This window comes from Halioglobus sp. HI00S01, from assembly GCF_001635445.1.
GTDB lineage: Bacteria > Pseudomonadota > Gammaproteobacteria > Pseudomonadales > Halieaceae > Halioglobus > Halioglobus japonicus.
Window position 1 is genome coordinate 369,854 of sequence record NZ_LWEE01000058.1, and the last position, 16,863, is coordinate 386,716.

Genomic DNA, 16,863 nt, shown 5'->3' on the forward strand with positions numbered 1-16,863 from the left:
AAGCCGCACCGGCAGGGGGCGGCCGCTGCTAATCTCCCCGGTTGCGATCACTAAGCGGCCATGTACAATAGCTGCTCCACTTATCCGGAGATCGCTGTGCAAACAGCAATGCGTACAGGCATCGACCTGCTGTCGATGCGAGAGGTCACCTGCTGGCGATGGTAGCCAGGGCATTCGTTCGACCTTATTTCTACGCAAACTGACTTCTCCGAGGACTTCCCATGAATCCGCAGGACTTTGCCGCGCTGGCGGCACAAGACTACAACCGTATCCCGGTCAGCATTGAAGTGCTGGCCGATCTGGAAACACCCATCAGCGCCTACCGCAAACTGGCGGAAGGGCCTTATTCCTTCTTCTTTGAATCCGTTCAGGGCGGCGAAAAGTGGGGCCGGTACTCCATTATTGGGCTGCCCTGCCGCACGGTACTGAAGGTGTTCGGTTACCGCGCCGAGACCTGGGTCGACGGTGAACTCACCGAGAGTGAGGAAGTGGCTGATCCGCTGGCCTATGCCGAAGCTTTCCAGGGCCGCTATCGCACCGCGCCCCGGGAAGATCTTCCCGTGTTCCACGGCGGACTGGTCGGCTACTTTGGCTATGATACCGTGCGCTACGTTGAGCCGCGCCTGCGCGCCGGTACGCCGGAAGACGATCTGGGTAACCCGGATATTCTGCTTATGGTGGCAGACGAGGTACTGGTGTTTGACAATCTCGCCGGCACGATCCGCCTGATCGTCAATGTCGATCCCGCTGAACCGGATGCATTGCAGGCCGCAGAAGCGCGCTTGCAGGCATTGGTGCAACGCTTGCCCGAACCCATGCCGGCACTGCCCCCGGTAGTGCTGGATGCCGCCGATAGCGCCGACCTGGAACAGCAGGCCGATTCCCACTTCACCGAAGAGGCTTACTTTGAGGCCGTCGACAAGGTGAAGGAATATGTGCTCGCCGGCGATGTTATGCAGGTAGTGCCCTCGCAGCGTATGAGCGTGCCCTTTGATGCCCCTCCGCTGAACCTGTATCGCGCCCTGCGCAACCTCAATCCCTCGCCGTACATGTACTACCTCGATCTCGATGATTTCCATATAGTCGGTTCCTCGCCGGAAATCCTCGCCCGCGTAGAGAAAGGCCTGGTCACCGTGCGCCCGATAGCCGGCACCCGCCGCCGGGGCTATACCGCAGAGGAAGACAAGGCGCTGGAAGAGGAGCTGTTGGCAGATCCCAAGGAAATCGCCGAGCACCTGATGCTGATCGACCTGGGGCGCAACGATGTGGGGCGCATTGCCGAAACCGGTTCGGTGGAGCTCACCGACAAGATGGTGGTCGAGCGCTACTCGCATGTCATGCACATCGTGTCCAATGTGACCGGTGAGCTCAAAGGCCAGAAGTCAGCCATTGATGTGCTGCGGGCCACGCTACCTGCTGGGACCCTCAGCGGCGCGCCGAAAATCCGCGCCATGGAAATCATCGATGAACTCGAGCCGGTGAAGCGTGGTGTCTACGGCGGTGCTGTGGGCTACATCTCCTGGGCCGGCGATATGGATACCGCGATTGCCATCCGTACCGCGGTGATCAAGAACGGTCGCCTATACGTGCAGGCCGGTGGCGGCGTGGTGGCCGATTCCGTGCCGCGTCTGGAATGGAAGGAAACACACAACAAGGCCCGCGCCATGTTCCGCGCGGCATCCATGGTATTGGCAGGGGAGGCAGACTGATGCTGTTAATGATCGACAACTACGACTCCTTTACCTACAACGTGGTGCAGTACCTGGGCGAGCTCGGAGCCGATGTGCATGTAGTGCGCAATGACGAGATTGCCGTGGCTGACATCGCTGCGTTGGCACCCGAGAAAATCGTGATCTCTCCCGGCCCCTGTACCCCCAATGAAGCCGGCGTCTCCATGGAGGTCATCCGCGAGTACGCCGGCAAACTGCCTATTCTAGGGATTTGCCTGGGTCACCAGAGCATTGGCCAGGTCTTTGGCGGCGATGTGGTGCGCGCACGCCAGGTCATGCACGGTAAAACCTCGCCGGTTCATCACCGCGGCGAGGGGGTCTTCCGGCGCCTGAGCCAGCCTTTCGAAGCCACCCGCTATCACAGCCTGGTTGTGGCTCGCGACACGCTGCCCGACTGTCTGGAGATTACTGCCTGGACCGAAACCGAGTCTGGCGAGATGGATGAAATCATGGGCCTGCGCCATCGCGAGCTGGCCATCGAGGGGGTGCAATTTCACCCCGAATCAATTTTGACTGCGCACGGGCACGATCTGCTGCGCAACTTCCTGGAGCAATAACATGGATATTCAGCAGGCGATTACCGCCCTGGTGGCAGGCGAAAATCTGGACCGCGAGGCCATGGCCGGCGTTATGCGCCAGGTCATGTCGGGCGATGCCACTGATGCGCAGATTGGCGGCCTGCTGGTGGCCCTGCGTATTAAGGGTGAAACCACGGATGAAATTGCCGGCGCTGCCCAGGTCATGCGCGAACTGGCGACGTCGGTCGAGGTGGATTGCGAGCATCTGGTCGATCTGGTGGGCACCGGGGGTGATGGTGCGAACCTCTTCAATGTCTCTACCGCTTCCACCTTTGTGGTCGCCGCAGCGGGAGCCCATGTCGCCAAGCACGGCAATCGTGGTGTGTCCAGCAGCAGTGGTAGCTCCGACGTACTGGAAACGCTGGGTATGCCGCTGGATTTAAGCCCTGATCAGACCGCGCGAGCGATTGAAGAAATGGGCCTTGGCTTTATGTTTGCGCCGGCCCATCACAGCGCCATGCGTTATGCGATTGGCCCTCGTCGGGAGCTTGGCATGCGCACGGTATTCAATGTGCTGGGGCCGCTCACCAACCCGGCTGGGGTGAAGCGCCAGGTCATCGGTGTTTTTGCCGAGGAGCTGTGCGAGCTGATGGCGAGGGTCTCGCAGACCCTGGGTGCAGAGCAGGTCATGATTGTCCACTCCGAGGATGGCCTGGACGAAATCTCTATTGCCGCACCCACCAAGGTGGCCGAATTGCGTGCCGGCAGCCTGTCTACCTACACTATTCAGCCTGAGGATTTCGGCATGAGCCGGCGCAGTCTCGACGGCCTCAGCGTGCAGGACTCCCGGGCGTCCGCGGAGTTGATTCGCAATGCGTTGTCAGGCGCTGAAAGCGAAGCGGCCGACAAGGCGCGGGATATCATTGCCCTCAACGCCGGCGCTACGATTTATACGGCGGGGATTGCCGCCACCCTGGCCGACGGTGTTGCGATGGCACAGGATTTAATGGCCTCCGGCCAGGCCAATGAAAAACTGAATGGATTCATCGACTTCACCCAGCTGATGCGGGGCAAGGCGAACTAAGATGGCAGTGAATACCCCCACCATTTTGCGCAACATTCTGGCGCGTAAGGCCGAAGAGGTGCGCGAGCGCCGGGCCAAGCGCTCCCTGTCGGATCTCGAGAGTCAGCTCGCTTATCAGGATGTGCCGCGCGGTTTCGCCGGTGCGCTCGCCGCCAAAGTGGCCCAGGCTCAGCCTGCAGTCATCGCCGAGGCCAAGCGCGCTTCACCCAGCCAGGGTGTCATCCGTGAGGATTTTCAGCCCGCCCAGATTGCGGCCAGTTACCAGGCCGGTGGCGCCACCTGCCTGTCAGTTCTCACCGATATCGATTTTTTCCAGGGGGCCGACGAGTACCTCAAGAAGGCGCGTGCTGCCTGTGACCTGCCTGTAATCCGCAAAGACTTCACCGTCGATCCGTATCAGGTGATAGAGGCGCGAGCCATCGGTGCCGATGCCGTGCTGCTCATTGTGGCGGCGCTTGATGACGTGCAAATGGAAGAGTTGGCCACCACGGCCGTAGAAGCGGGGCTTGATGTGCTCGTTGAAGTGCATGACCGGGCCGAACTTGACCGTGCTCTGGAACTGGGCACGCCCCTGGTGGGAATTAACAACCGCGATCTGCACACCTTTCATATGCGGCTGGAGACCACGCTGGAGTTGCTACCGCATATCCCCGGGGATCGCGTGGTGGTAACCGAGAGCGGTATCCACACGCCGGCAGATGTTGCCGCTATGCGCGAGCAGAACGTGCATGCATTCCTGGTGGGTGAGGCTTTTATGCGTGCTGAGGAGCCCGGCGAGAAACTGCGCGAGTTGTTCTTCTGATAGCGTCTGCGGCGCCTAGCGGGCGCCGAACACGACCATGGTTTTGCCGGAAACCGAGACCAGGCCGTCTTCTTCCAGTGATTTGAGTACGCGCCCAGCCATTTCCCGGGAACAACCCACAATCTTGCCCAGCTCCTGGCGTGTGATCTTGATCTGCATGCCGTCCGGGTGCGTCATGGCATCCGGTTCCTTGCACAGGTCCATCAGCGTGTGGGCGATGCGCCCGGAGACATCGACAAAGGCCAGGTCCGAGAGCTTGCGGGTGGTCTGGCGCAGGCGTTTGCCCAGCTGCCGAGAGATCGCGTACAGCACCTCTGGGTGCTGGCTGCTGATCTGGTGGAATTTTTCGTAGGGAATTTCCGCGACTTCGCAAGCGGTCTTGGCGACGACCATGGCGCTGCGCGGTTGAACGTCGTTTTCAAACAGGCCCATCTCACCGACAAAATCGCCGGTATTGAGATAGCTCACCACCATCATGTGGCCGGGCTGGGATGCGTCTTCAACCATCACCGATACCGACCCATCGAGGATCAGGTACAGCGTATCGCCGACTTCACCCTGCTTCATCACTGTCGCTTTGGCTTTATAGGCCTTGCGCTGGCAGTGGCGGAGGAAACCCTCAATGTTATCGATGGAGTTAACTAGCTGAGGCTTGAGCACCGCTATATCCCTGTATTCCCTGCATATATCCCCGATTCTAGCCCACTCGGGGGTCAAGTAAAACGGTACTTGTTGTGCTAAGCTGCGGCGCGTTTTTGCAAATCCCGGGTGAAAATTTAATGAAAGCAACAGTGAAATGGACGGACGGCGCCATGTTCGTCGGTGAATCAGGCAGTGGCCATGCAGTGGTGATGGACGGCTCTGAGGAGCTCGGCGGGCGCAATCTGGGTCCCCGCCCCATGGAAATGCTGCTCATTGGTACCGGCGGCTGTTCCACCTATGACGTGATGGCCATGCTCAAAAAGTCACGCCAGCAGGTGGTGGATTGCCGTGTCGATATTGACGCCGAACGCGCCGATGCCGTGCCCGCCGTATTCACCCGCATCAATATGCACTTTGTGGTGACGGGCGTTGGCCTCAAGGAAAGTCATGTTAAGCGCGCGGTAGAGCTCTCTGCCGAGAAGTACTGCAGCGCCTCGATTATGCTGGGCGCCGGTGGCGTGGAGATCGGCCACAGCTATGAAATAGTCGAGTTCGAACCCGGCCTCTGAGGCTTTAGCCAATAAAGCACTGCGCCCAGCGCAGTGCCCAGCAGGCCGGCGGTGCAGTTAAACGCCACGTCGCGCCAGTCGCCCACCCGGTTGGGCAGCCCCCACTGAATTAATTCGTCGATGGCGCCTACCGCGCAAACAAAGGCGAGTATCACCAGCCATTGCCGCCAGCCCGGATGGCGGCCGGTGGCCACCACCAGCACCCCCAATAAGCCGTACTGAAGAAAGTGCACCCGCTCTTCAGCGACCTCCAGTTGTGAGGCAATCGCGGCGATAGCCAGCAGGGGAATTAGTGCCATGGCCGCGGTCAGTAGGCCCCGGCGCAGGGCCAGCGCCAGCAGGGCCACGGCGGCCAGTAGCAGGGCGATATTCACCAGCACGCCGATAGTTTCGGTGGCTACGCCGTCGCGCAGCGCGCGCAGCACCGAGCGCATCAGCGGCAGGGTGGCGTAGGTCAGGCCGATATATACCCAGATCACTGCCCATAATCGGGAGCGATAAAAAATCTGTGTGGCTGAGATGGAGGCGTCGCCTGACACAGGTTCACACCCGGTATGCGGTTTCCGTCATGACTTTCGACACCGTGGTCATGGCGTCTTTGACCGGGGTCGGGAAATCTTTGCCGCCCGCTTCCAGGGCCTTGTGGCCGTGGCGCTCTTCGTCTTCCAGCATTTGCTGCAGAATCAGCGCTGATTTGCGGTCGTCTTCAGGCAATTGCTTGAGGTGGTCGCGCAGGTGATTGCACACGCGCTCTTCGGTGGCGGCAACAAAGCCCAGGCTGACATCGTCGCCAATGGCGCCCGCCAGGGCGCCCATGGCAAACGAGGTGCCATACCAGATCGGATTGAGCAGGCTCGGCCGCGCATTGAGATCGCGCAGGCGTTCTTCGCACCACACCAGGTGGTCGATTTCCTCGTCTGCGGCGGTCTGCATTTTCTCGCGTACCTTGGGCAGCCGGGCGGTAAGGGCCTGTCCCTGGTACAGGGCCTGGGCACAGACCTCACCGGTGTGATTGACTCGCATCAGTCCGGCCACATGCTTGCGCTCGCCCTCGGAAAGCTCACAGTCGCTGTGGCCTTCGGCGGGTGAAGCCCGGCCTGCCGAGTGGCCTCGGTTGGTAATCGTGCGCATCACCGAATCGACTTCGGTGATGGCGCGGTCCAGCAGGGAAAAGCGGCGATGGCGCATGGTGCGTTTCCTGAAAGTCAGGTCGAATAATCAGTTCTGACTATACCGCGCGATGGCGCGCCAGCCAATGTCATGGCGCAGGGTCACGCCGTCCCAGCTGATCTTGTCGGCACCGGTGTAACAGGCCTGCTGCGCGGCGGCGATGTCATCTCCCAGGGCGGTGACACACAATACGCGTCCACCGCTGGTCACGATATCGCCCTCTTTCTGGGCGGTTCCCGCGTGGAAAACCTTGGTGTCGCTGCCGAAATCGGCGTCCAGGCCACTGATCACGCTGCCCTTGGCATAGCTGCCCGGGTAGCCGCCTGCGGCCAGCACCACGCCCATTGCCGGGCGAGCGTCCCAGCTGGCACTGGCTGTGTCGAGTTGCTTGTCCAGCGCCTGTTCACACAATTTCACCAGGTCCGACTGCAGTCGCACCATAATCGGCTGGGTTTCGGGGTCGCCAAAGCGACAGTTGTATTCGATGACCTTGGGTTGCCCCTCGGGGCTGATCATCAGGCCGGCGTACAGGAAGCCAGTGTAGTCATTTCCCTCGGCGGCCATGCCGCGTACGGTGGGCATGATGACCTCGTCCATGACGCGCTGGTAAACAGCGTCATGGACCACAGGCGCCGGAGAATAAGCACCCATGCCGCCGGTATTGGGGCCAGTATCGCCCTCGCCAATGCGTTTGTGGTCCTGGCTGGTGGCCATAGGCAGCACGTTTTCGCCGTCGACCATGACGATAAAGCTGGCTTCTTCGCCCTCGAGGAATTGCTCGATGACCACACGACAGCCGGCATCACCAAATGCATTGCCGGACAACATGTCGCGTACGGCTTCTTCTGCCTGATCAAGTGTTTCGGCCACGATGACGCCCTTGCCCGCGGCGAGGCCATCGGCTTTGATGACAATCGGTGCGCCTTGCGCGCGCAGGTACTCCAGCGCCGCTTCAACGTCAGTAAAGTTCGCATAGGCGGCGGTGGGAATGTTGTGCCGGGCCAGGAAGTCCTTGGTAAACGCCTTGGAGCCTTCCAGCTGTGCAGCACCTGCGCTAGGGCCAAAGCAGCGCAGGCCACGCTCGGCGAAGTAATCGACGACACCGTCGACCAGTGGCTGCTCCGGACCGACGATGGTGAGTCCGACATTGTTGTTGCTGGCGAAATCCGCCAGCGCTTCGAAGTCGCCGACGCCGATCGCCACGTTTTCAAGGCCGGACTCTGTGGCGGTGCCGGCATTTCCAGGCGCCACATATACGGTGTCAACGTCCGCCGACTGGGCTGCCTTCCAGGCCAGCGCATGCTCGCGGCCACCGGAACCAATAACTAATACGTTCATGAATAACGAAACTCCAGATCAGGGTAACAGCGCGGGGCTGGCTAAATGCAAACGCATCCAGCCAGCCCAACTGCAATTAGTGGCGGAAGTGACGCATGCCGGTGAACACCATGGCCATGCCGTGTTCGTTGGCGGCGGCGATCACCTCTTCGTCGCGGATGGAGCCGCCGGGCTGGATGACCGCGGCAATGCCGCGTTCGCCTGCAGCATCAATACCGTCGCGGAAGGGGAAAAAGGCATCTGATGCCATGACCGAACCTTTTACCTCGAGTCCGGCGTGTTCAGCCTTAATGGCCGCGATGCGGGCAGAGTTCACCCGGCTCATCTGGCCGGCGCCAACGCCCACGGTCTGGCCGTTGTTGGCGTAGATGATGGCATTGGACTTAACGAGCTTGGCCACTTTCCAGGCAAACAGCAGATCTGCCATCTGGGTAGGGGTGGGTTGCACCTTGGTCACGATTTGCAGGTCGCCCTCGGTCACCATGCCCAGGTCGCGATCCTGAACCAGCATGCCGCCGTTAACCCGTTTGTAATCCAGCGCCGGTGTTGCCTGGCCCCATTCGCCGCAGGCCAGCAGGCGCACGTTCTTTTTCTCTGCCACAGCGGCAGCCGCTTCATCGCTCACGCTGGGGGCGATGATGACTTCGACGAACTGACGCTCGCAAATCGCTGCGGCGGTCGCGCCATCGAGTTCTCGGTTGAAGGCGATAATGCCGCCAAAGGCGGATTCCGGGTCGGTTTCAAACGCCAGGTCGTAGGCCTTGCCTATCGTGTCGGCAGTTGCCACACCACAGGGGTTGGCGTGCTTGACGATGACACAGGCAGGCTCGCTGAAGTTCTTCACGCACTCCAGGGCGGCATCGGTATCGGCAACATTGTTGTAGGACAATTCCTTGCCCTGAATTTGCTGCGCCGTGGCGATGCCGGCCTCGGCAGGGTTCTTCTCGACGTAGAAAGCCGCTTTCTGGTGCGGATTTTCGCCGTAGCGCATTTCCTGCACCTTGTGGAACTGGGTGTTGAAGGTGCGGGCAAAGTTGTCTGAGCCGCCGGGCACCAGTTTGCCGAAGTGGTTGGCAATCGCACCGTCGTAGGCGGCGGTGTGTTCGTAAGCCTTGATCGCCAGGTCAAAGCGGGTGGTCATGCTGGTGGCGCCGTCATTGGCCTTCATCTCTTCGATAATCGTGTCGTAATCGGAGGCGTTGACTACAATGTTCACAAAACGGTGGTTCTTGGCCGCAGCGCGCACCATGGTGGGTCCACCGATATCGATATTTTCAACCGCATCCTCCAGGGTACAGTCGGGTTTGGCGACGGTAGCCTCAAAGGGGTAAAGGTTGACGACAACCATGTCGATGGCATCGATACCGTGGTCAGCCATGACAGCGTCGTCCTGGCCCCGGCGAGCGAGAATGCCGCCATGCACTTTCGGATGCAGGGTCTTCACCCGGCCATCCATCATCTCCGGGAACCCGGTGTATTCGGACACCTCGGTGACGTCCAGGCCATTGTCCTTGAGCAGGCGGTAGGTGCCGCCGGTAGAGAGTAGCGCCACGCCCTGCTCGCGCAGTGCGGTGGCAAATTCGACGATGCCGGTCTTATCGGACACGCTGATCAGGGCGCGTTTGACGCTGACGAGTTCGCTCATGGCTTCAGTCCTTGTTGCCGATCAGGTTGTATTGCTTGAGCTTCTTGCGCAGGGTGCCGCGATTCAGGCCGAGCATCACCGATGCCTTGGTCTGGTTGTTGCGGGTGTAGGCCATGATTTCTTCCAGCAGCGGCGCCTCAATCTCGGCCAGTACCATCTGGTACACGTCGGTCGAGAGCTGGCCGTCAAGCTCTGCCAGGTACTGGCGAACGCTGGTGGTAACAGCATCGCGCAGGCTGGAGGCCTCAGGTGTCAGATCGTGGGTTTCGGTGGTGGGAGTGTCTTCCGCGGGGGCGTGGAATGGTTCAGCCCTTGTCATGCTGCGAGTTCCTCATTGCATAGGTGGTGAAAGTAATTCTGGATATGGCCCAGCTGTGCCTCGGCACTCTCCAGGCGGTTAAAGGTCTGGCGCTGGGCGCGGTAGTCGCGCTGGTGTTCCAGGTACCAGCTGACGTGTTTGCGGGCGATACGAACGCCCATAAACTCGCCGTAAAATGCGTGCAGGTCAATCAGGTGTTGGAGCAGAATGTCGCGTTGCCCCAGCAGGCTGGGCGGGGCAAGTTCCTCGCCAGTGGCCAGGTAGTGCGCAATCTGGCCGCATAGCCAGGGGCGGCCCTGGGCGGCGCGGCCAACCATGACGCCGGCAGCCCCGGTATGCTTGAGCACCTCCGCTGCCTTCGCAGGCGAGGTAATGTCGCCGTTGGCGAACACCGGAAACTGGGTGGCTGCCGCGATGGCGGCAATGGTGTCGTACTCCGCTGAGCCGGCGAATTTGCAGGCCCGGGTGCGGCCGTGTACGGCCACAGCGGCAATGCCCGCGTCTTCAGCGATCCGCGCAATGGTCACGCCGTTGCGGGCGTCAGGTGCGGAGCCGGTGCGAATTTTCAGGGTCACGGGTACATCGACCGCGGCGGTGACGGTTTGCAGAATATCTGCCACCAGCGCCTCATCGGCCAACAGCGCCGAGCCGGCGGCTTTCTTGCACACCTTCTTGGCCGGGCAGCCCATGTTGATATCAATAATCTGTGCGCCCAGCTGCACGTTGTAACGCGCCGCCTCAGCCAGTTGCTCAGGTTCGCTGCCCGCTATCTGCACCGAGCGAGGTTCGACTTCGGCATCGTGAATCGTGCGCAGCGATGTCTTGCGCGTTTCCCGCAGGCTCGGATCACTGGTAACCATCTCCGAGACCACCAGGCCGGCACCCATGCGCGCGCACAAACGCCTGAAGGGCAGGTCTGTAACGCCGGCCATGGGGGCCAGTGCGACAGGGTTTGCCAGCGTGTAGGGTCCGATTTGAGGCATGGGTTCGCTTTTGAAGAAAGGCTGCGAAAAAGAGGCGGTATCATACTCCTCAGACCCAGCGCGGGGAAGAATTTCTGCACAAAAAACACCCAGCTTTTTTCTCGCTGGGTGTTGACAGCGACGTTATGCGGGGCGCTCGCCTCGCAGGCACGCCCAGCCCTCGTGTTCTGAGGCGATTCGCAGCGAAAGCTCGGAGGCGTAGTGCGCGATAATGCCTTCGGCCTGGGTATTCAGCAGCCCGGAGAGTAGCAGTGTGCCGCCTGGTTTTAGCAGGTGTAACAGGGTGGGCGAGAGTTCTATCAGTGGACCGGCCAGGATGTTGGCGATGACGGTGTCGGCACGTGCCTGCCAGGCCTCGGCGTCGTAAGCGCCAGGTAGAGCCACCGGAAAAGCATCGGCGTCGACGCCATTGCGCTGGGCGTTGTCACGGCTGGCCACCAATGCCTGGGGATCGTTGTCGACACCAAGCGCCTCGACGGCACCTAGCTTGAGGGCGGCCACCGCGAGAATCCCGGAACCGCATCCGTAATCGACCACGATCTGGTCATTCAGCGCCATGCCGTCCAGTTCCGCCAGGCACAGGGCGGTGGTGGGATGAGTGCCGGTGCCAAAGGCCAGGCCGGGATCAAGCAGCAAATTGACCGCACTGGGTTCCGGGGGTTCCAGCCAGCTGGGGCAAACCCACAGGCGCTGACCAAACTGCATGGGCTGGTAGTGTTGCATCCACTCCCGTTCCCAGTCCTTGTCTTCCAAAATCTCCACTCGCGAATGGCACTTCTCGAGCAGTTCGTCCGGGAAGTGCGCGAGGATGGCTCCGATGTCAGTGTCGGCAGGGTACAGACCGGTGAGGCGGGTCTGGCGCCACAGCGGCGTTTCCCCCACGGCTGGTTCCAGCACTGGCTGGTCGGCATTGTCTTCCAGAGTGACGGCTACCGAACCGCTGGCCAGCATCAGGTCCTCCAGCGCTTCCACCTGTTCCGGGTGGGTGTCCAGTCGCAGTTGAATCCAGGTCATGGGACGATTCCTGTGGGGGTGGTCAGGGGTCGTGACTCCCTCAGAAAGCGTGATTCCTGAGGGGGTCGCGGCGCCCTGGGTAGAGCTGATTTCCGTCAGTCTTCCAGCTTGCTTTCGAGGTAGTGAATGCTCACACCACCCGCCTGGAACGCGCTGTCGCGGCATAGCTCCCGGTGCAGCGGGGTATTGGTGCGAATGCCCTCAACCACCAGCTCATCCAGCGCCTGGCGCATGCGTGCCAGGGCGACATCGCGGGTCTCGCCAAAGGTGATAATTTTGGCGATAAGCGAGTCGTAGAAGGGCGGGACGGTGTAGCCGTCATAGAGGTGCGAGTCACAGCGTACGCCCAGCCCGCCCGGGGCGTGGAACGTATTTACCTTGCCCGGCGAGGGCAGGAAGTTCTGCGGATCTTCGGCGTTAATACGGCACTCAAAGGAGTGGCCGTTGAAGCTGATCTCGTTCTGGGTGACGGACAGTGGCATGCCTGCGGCGATGCGCAGCTGCTCCTTGACGATATCGAAACTGGTCACCATCTCAGTGACCGGGTGCTCCACCTGGACCCGGGTATTCATCTCGATGAAGTAAAATCCGCCATCCTCGTACAGGAATTCGAAGGTGCCGGCGCCGCGATAACCGATCTCGATGCACGCGTTCACGCAGGCCTCGTAGACCTGGTTGCGCAAGTCCTCGGGAATGCCGGGCGCAGGCGCTTCTTCGATGACTTTCTGGTGGCGGCGTTGCAATGAGCAGTCACGGTCACCCAGGTGAATGGCATTGCCCTGGCCGTCGGCCAGAACCTGGACCTCGACGTGGCGGGGCTTCTGCAGAAATTTCTCCAGATACACCACGTCAGACCCGAAGGCCGCGGCAGCTTCCGACTTGGTCACTTCAATCGAGGAGATCAGCACCTCTTCGTTGTGCACCACGCGCATGCCGCGACCACCGCCGCCAGCGGCAGCCTTGATGATCACCGGATAGCCAACGCGCTGGGCGATTTCCCGAGTGCGGTCGTGGTCGTCGGTGAGGGGGCCGTCGGAGCCCGGTACCGTGGGAACGCCGGCCCGTTTCATGGCCTCAATCGCAGATACCTTGTCGCCCATCAAACGAATGGTTTCGGCGCGCGGTCCAACAAAGGTAAAGCCGCTTTTCTCGACCTGGTCGGCGAAGTCGGCATTCTCAGAGAGAAAGCCGTAGCCGGGGTGGATGGCGGTGGCGTCAGTGACCTCGGCGGCACTGATCAGTGCCGGCACATTGAGGTAGCTTTCCATGGAGGGCGCGGGGCCGATACATACGGATTCATCAGCCAGCCGCACGTGCATCAATTCGGCGTCGGCAACGGAGTGCACCGCAACGGTCTTGATGTCGAGCTCTTTGCACGCGCGCATTACGCGCAGTGCAATCTCGCCGCGGTTGGCGATAAGAACCTTGTCCAGAATGGGCATCTCGATGTGCCCTCCTTATACGATGGAGAACAGCGGCTGGTCGAATTCCACCGGCTCGCCGTTATCCACGAGGATGGCTTCAATGGTGCCCGACTTGTCGGCCTCGATCTGGTTCATCATTTTCATCGCTTCGACAATACAGATGACGTCGCCGACTTTGACGGTCTGGCCAACCTCTGCGAACGAGGGTGAGCTGGGTGACGGTGCGCGGTAGAAGGTGCCCACCATGGGTGATTTCACGACATGGCCCGTGGTGGTCGGCGCGGCGGGCTCAGCGGCAGGCGCGGGTTCCGGTGCCGCAGCAGTAGGTGCGGATGCCGGCGCAGGTGCCGCGGCGGGCACGGGTGCGTAGGCAGGNGCCGCGGGCGCAGCCATCATGGGCTGCATGCTGTTGCGACTGATGCGCACAGATTCTTCGCCTTCCTTGATCTCAATTTCGTCGATATTCGACTCTTCCAGCAACTCGATCAGTTTTTTTACTTTGCGAATGTCCATGGTGTTGTTCTCTTCAAGTTGAGGTTTCGTTAACGGGTATGGGGCAGGTCAGGGCAGGTCAGGACTGCTCGATATACTTGATCGCCGCCTGCAGGCCGAGTTCGTAGCCTTGCGGGCCGAGGCCGCAGATCACGCCTTGAGCCAGGTCCGAGAAATAGGAATGCTTGCGGAATTCCTCGCGGGCATAAACGTTGGACAGGTGGACTTCTATAAAGGGAATCTCCACCGCCGCCAGCGCATCGCGCAGGGCCACACTGGTGTGGGTGAATGCCGCGGGGTTAATCAGAATGAAGTTCACGCCTTCGTGGCGGGCGTCCTGGACGCGCTCGACCAGCTCGTACTCGGCGTTGCTTTGTACATAGAGCAGGTGGTGGCCTTTGTCGCGGGCTTGTTGCTGTAGCGTCTGGTTGATATCAGACAGCGTGGTGCTGCCGTAAATCTCCGGCTCGCGTTCACCGAGCAGGTTCAGGTTGGGGCCGTGCAGGACAAGTATGGTGGCCATGTCGGGTTCTCAGGCGCTATTTATTGCCGCAGTGTGGCGTAATATCGACATTTTGTCCACGTCTTTGGTAAAAATCGGCATTTTGCCAGCATTTAGCAGCGCGATAGCGGAAGTTAGCAATATTTAGGAAGTTGTGGGCTTCTCCGGGCTATTGCTGGGCGGTTTCGGGGAAGAAGAGCGACCTTCTCTGAAAACGCGCGTAAAGTCAGCTAACATGCTGACAAGTTCGGGCTATTTGCCAGAAGCGGCGTTCAGGGCATCGATGACCAGTTGGTCGGTGAGGATTTGCGGCAACAGAAATGGTTCGCCGGCCCCCAGGGGCGGGTACATCACGTACAGGGGAATGCCGGTACGGCCGTGACTGGCGATAAATTCGGCGATCTCGGCGTCATAATTGGTCCAATCGGCGACCATATAGGTGACGCCGTGGTCGGCGAAGGCAGCGGTGATGTCGTCGGTGAACAACACTGCCCGCTCATTGGCGAGGCAGGTAATACACCAATCGGCGGTAACATCCACAAATACGGGCTTGCCGGCGGCGCGCAATTCTTCAAGCGTTGGCTCAGACCAGGCTACCCGGCCCTCGCCCAGTGAGGCTTCGCCGCCTCGCGCTGGGTCGAGGTTGTCGATGCTCGCCAGGGCAATGGCGCTGATCACAGCTGCGGCCGCCATCCAGCGGCGCTTACCGCCCTGTTGCCACAGCCACAGCCCCAGGGTGAGCAATAGCGCACCGCAAAGCACGGCCGCCATGGTATTGACACCAGTCTGGCGACCCGCCACCCATACCAGCCAGATGGCTGCGCCATAGAGGGGAAAGGCCAGGAATTCCTTAAGGGTTTCCATCCAGGGCCCCGGGCGCGGCATTAGCGCACGGGCGCCACCGCTGTAGCTGAACAACAACAGTGGGGCGGCCATGCCGACACCCAGGGCGGCGAAGACCGACAGTCCCACTACCGGTGGTTGGGTGACGGCAAACCCCAGGGCGGTGCCCATAAAGGGCGCCGTGCAGGGGCTGGCCACCACCACCGCCAATACGCCGGTGAAGAAGCTGCCGCTGAGGCCGCCGCGGTCTGCCAGTGAACTGCCGGTATTCATCAGATTGCCGCCGAGGCTGACCAGCCCCGAGAGTGACAGGCCCATCACCAGGAACAGGTAGGCCAGCGCGATCACAAAACCCGGCGACTGCAACTGGAACCCCCAGCCGACGGCGCTGCCCGCCTGTTGCAGGCCGATGAGTACAGCGGCGATCGCCACGAAGCTGATCACCACGCCGGCGGTATACAGCCAGCTGTGCAGGTGGCGGTCCTCGTCAGTGCTCTGGGCGAAACTGAGTACCTTGAGCGACAGGATCGGGAAGACACAGGGCATCAGGTTGAGAATGGCGCCACCGAGAAAGGCCAGCAGCATCATGTAGGACAGCGAGCCCAGGCCCTGGGCCGAGCTCGCGCCATCGCTTTGGGGCGCACTCATCTGGGTAGTGACGACGCTGGCTTTGCGCGCTGGCGGCGTGGTTTCGGTGACGGTGCCAGCGTCTGGTGCCCAGCTGAAATACTGTTTGCGCGGTGGGTAGCACAGGCCTGCATCTGCGCAGCCCTGGGACGTGACGGTTAGCTGTACGGTGTCGTCCCCTTGGCGCTCGGCCTCTACGGTGACGTCGGCCTGGTTGTAGTAGACGGTGACATCACCGAAGAACTCATCGGTGCGGTCTATGCCCTGGGGGAGTTGGCCCTGGAGCGCCAGTGCGCCCTCGTCATCCTCACCCTGGAATTTGAACGCGTGCTGATACAGGTAGTAGCCGTCGGCGATCTGCCAGTAAAAGCGCAGGCCCTCATCACTGGGTTCGACCTCCAGTTGATACGCTTCCTCAACCGGCAGGAAGTCCGGCTGCTCCGCCGCGAACGGATTGTTGGTGCCGGGTAACTGGGCCTGAGAAAAAGTGGATGTAAGAAGTAGCAGTGTGGCCAGTAGCAGGCGCATAGTGGTTCCGTATGTTGTGGCCCCGTCGGCACTGTGCCGGCGGTTCTGGGCCTAAATTNTATCAGTCAAANGCCCGTGGCCCAATTCGCTGGCTGAGCGAGCCAACCGTGGTGTAGTCTAGGACGCCTTTTTGCGTGAATAGTTTCCTTTGGAGTCACCGTGTTGTTTCGAACTCGCGTTTTCGCGGCAGTGCTCGCCGCCCTGCCGCTGGTAGCCACCGCTTCTTCACTGACGATAGACGATGCCTGGGTCAGGGCCCTGCCGCCGGTGCAGAAGACAACCGCTGCCTATTTATCGCTGTCCAATAGCGGCAGCGAGCCTGCGGAAGTGGTCGCCGCCACAGTATCCGGCGCCGGCAAGGTGGAAATCCATACCACGGCCGAGGTCGACGGCCTGCTGCGGATGATGGAATTGACTACACTGACAGTAGCCCCCGGCGACACGGTTGCGCTTGCCCCTGGGGGGACGCACCTTATGCTGTTCGATCTTGAGGCCATGCCACAGCCGGGCCAGACCCGCACCCTGTGTCTGACCTTTGCCTCGGGAGAAGAGCTGTGCACTGAGGCCGAAGTGCGCAAAAGCGCGGCCAGCGCGGGCGATCATCACCACCATCATCACTGACAGTAGAGACTA

Annotated in this window: 18 protein-coding genes; 6 read left to right on the forward strand and 12 right to left on the reverse strand. The window is 60.9% G+C overall.

The window, feature by feature from the left end; genetic code table 11:
- The first annotated feature begins 221 nt into the window (after positions 1 to 221).
- From trpE to trpC, 4 genes are read left to right on the forward strand one after another with little or no spacing between them, the layout of a single operon-like run.
- Positions 222 to 1,709 (forward strand): anthranilate synthase component I, encoded by a 1,488-nt coding sequence (trpE, locus tag A3709_RS09990; protein ID WP_066053792.1) that lies wholly within the window; start codon positions 222 to 224, stop codon positions 1,707 to 1,709.
- Entirely contained in the window at positions 1,709 to 2,287 is a 579-nt protein-coding gene (locus A3709_RS09995) for an aminodeoxychorismate/anthranilate synthase component II (RefSeq protein ID WP_066053795.1), read from the forward strand. The genes trpE and A3709_RS09995 overlap by 1 nt, the downstream gene beginning before the upstream one ends.
- A 1-nt stretch (position 2,288) precedes the next feature.
- The gene (trpD, locus tag A3709_RS10000) at positions 2,289 to 3,332 is read left to right on the forward strand and encodes an anthranilate phosphoribosyltransferase (RefSeq protein WP_066053798.1); all 1,044 of its coding nucleotides are present in this window, start codon (positions 2,289 to 2,291) and stop codon (positions 3,330 to 3,332) included.
- A 1-nt stretch (position 3,333) separates the two neighbouring features.
- Positions 3,334 to 4,134, forward strand: coding sequence for an indole-3-glycerol phosphate synthase TrpC (gene trpC / locus A3709_RS10005; RefSeq protein ID WP_197484145.1), 801 nt, complete (start codon positions 3,334 to 3,336; stop codon positions 4,132 to 4,134).
- 15 nt (positions 4,135 to 4,149) lie between these two features.
- Here the strand turns inward: trpC and crp are convergent, their stop codons facing one another.
- On the reverse strand, positions 4,150 to 4,794 hold the full coding sequence (gene crp / locus A3709_RS10010) for a cAMP-activated global transcriptional regulator CRP (protein ID WP_066053801.1): 645 nt from the start codon (positions 4,792 to 4,794) through the stop codon (positions 4,150 to 4,152).
- A 119-nt stretch (positions 4,795 to 4,913) separates the two neighbouring features.
- Between crp and A3709_RS10015 the strand changes: the two genes are divergently transcribed.
- On the forward strand, positions 4,914 to 5,345 hold the full coding sequence (locus A3709_RS10015) for an OsmC family protein (protein ID WP_066053804.1): 432 nt from the start codon (positions 4,914 to 4,916) through the stop codon (positions 5,343 to 5,345).
- Here A3709_RS10015 and A3709_RS10020 read toward each other — a convergent pair.
- The 11 genes from A3709_RS10020 to A3709_RS10070 form a co-directional block, all read right to left on the reverse strand.
- Entirely contained in the window at positions 5,312 to 5,884 is a 573-nt protein-coding gene (locus A3709_RS10020; RefSeq protein ID WP_066053807.1) for a VanZ family protein, read from the reverse strand. The two genes, A3709_RS10015 and A3709_RS10020, sit on opposite strands and share 34 nt — an antisense overlap.
- Positions 5,885 to 5,888: 4 nt before the next feature.
- Positions 5,889 to 6,533: a 2-polyprenyl-3-methyl-6-methoxy-1,4-benzoquinone monooxygenase gene (gene coq7 / locus A3709_RS10025; RefSeq protein ID WP_066053810.1), complete on the reverse strand. Its 645-nt coding sequence runs from the start codon at positions 6,531 to 6,533 to the stop codon at positions 5,889 to 5,891.
- A gap of 30 nt (positions 6,534 to 6,563) precedes the next feature.
- Positions 6,564 to 7,853 (reverse strand): phosphoribosylamine--glycine ligase, encoded by a 1,290-nt coding sequence (gene purD, locus A3709_RS10030; protein ID WP_066053813.1) that lies wholly within the window; start codon positions 7,851 to 7,853, stop codon positions 6,564 to 6,566.
- A 76-nt stretch (positions 7,854 to 7,929) separates the two neighbouring features.
- On the reverse strand, positions 7,930 to 9,498 hold the full coding sequence (purH, locus tag A3709_RS10035; protein WP_066053815.1) for a bifunctional phosphoribosylaminoimidazolecarboxamide formyltransferase/IMP cyclohydrolase: 1,569 nt from the start codon (positions 9,496 to 9,498) through the stop codon (positions 7,930 to 7,932).
- A gap of 4 nt (positions 9,499 to 9,502) precedes the next feature.
- Positions 9,503 to 9,817 carry a DNA-binding transcriptional regulator Fis gene (fis, locus tag A3709_RS10040; protein WP_066053818.1) on the reverse strand — a complete coding sequence of 105 codons (315 nt, stop codon included), beginning with the start codon at positions 9,815 to 9,817 and terminating at the stop codon, positions 9,503 to 9,505.
- Positions 9,814 to 10,800 (reverse strand): tRNA dihydrouridine synthase DusB, encoded by a 987-nt coding sequence (dusB, locus tag A3709_RS10045; protein ID WP_066053821.1) that lies wholly within the window; start codon positions 10,798 to 10,800, stop codon positions 9,814 to 9,816. Before dusB ends, fis begins: the two co-directional genes overlap by 4 nt.
- A 123-nt stretch (positions 10,801 to 10,923) precedes the next feature.
- A complete protein-coding gene (gene prmA / locus A3709_RS10050) occupies positions 10,924 to 11,814 on the reverse strand; it encodes a 50S ribosomal protein L11 methyltransferase (protein WP_066053824.1) in 891 nt (296 codons plus the stop codon).
- A 95-nt stretch (positions 11,815 to 11,909) separates the two neighbouring features.
- Positions 11,910 to 13,250 carry an acetyl-CoA carboxylase biotin carboxylase subunit gene (gene accC, locus A3709_RS10055; RefSeq protein ID WP_066053980.1) on the reverse strand — a complete coding sequence of 447 codons (1,341 nt, stop codon included), beginning with the start codon at positions 13,248 to 13,250 and terminating at the stop codon, positions 11,910 to 11,912.
- 21 nt (positions 13,251 to 13,271) lie between these two features.
- On the reverse strand, positions 13,272 to 13,751 hold the full coding sequence (gene accB, locus A3709_RS10060) for an acetyl-CoA carboxylase biotin carboxyl carrier protein (protein ID WP_066053827.1): 480 nt from the start codon (positions 13,749 to 13,751) through the stop codon (positions 13,272 to 13,274).
- Between the two features lie 58 nt (positions 13,752 to 13,809).
- Positions 13,810 to 14,253: a type II 3-dehydroquinate dehydratase gene (gene aroQ / locus A3709_RS10065; RefSeq protein WP_066053830.1), complete on the reverse strand. Its 444-nt coding sequence runs from the start codon at positions 14,251 to 14,253 to the stop codon at positions 13,810 to 13,812.
- Between the two features lie 231 nt (positions 14,254 to 14,484).
- Positions 14,485 to 16,230: a protein-disulfide reductase DsbD gene (locus tag A3709_RS10070; protein WP_066053832.1), complete on the reverse strand. Its 1,746-nt coding sequence runs from the start codon at positions 16,228 to 16,230 to the stop codon at positions 14,485 to 14,487.
- 159 nt (positions 16,231 to 16,389) lie between these two features.
- Here A3709_RS10070 and A3709_RS10075 point away from each other — a divergent pair, with 159 nt between their 5' ends.
- Complete coding sequence (locus tag A3709_RS10075; protein ID WP_169843810.1) at positions 16,390 to 16,851, forward strand: copper chaperone PCu(A)C; 462 nt, start codon at positions 16,390 to 16,392, stop codon at positions 16,849 to 16,851.
- The last annotated feature ends 12 nt before the right edge of the window (positions 16,852 to 16,863 follow it).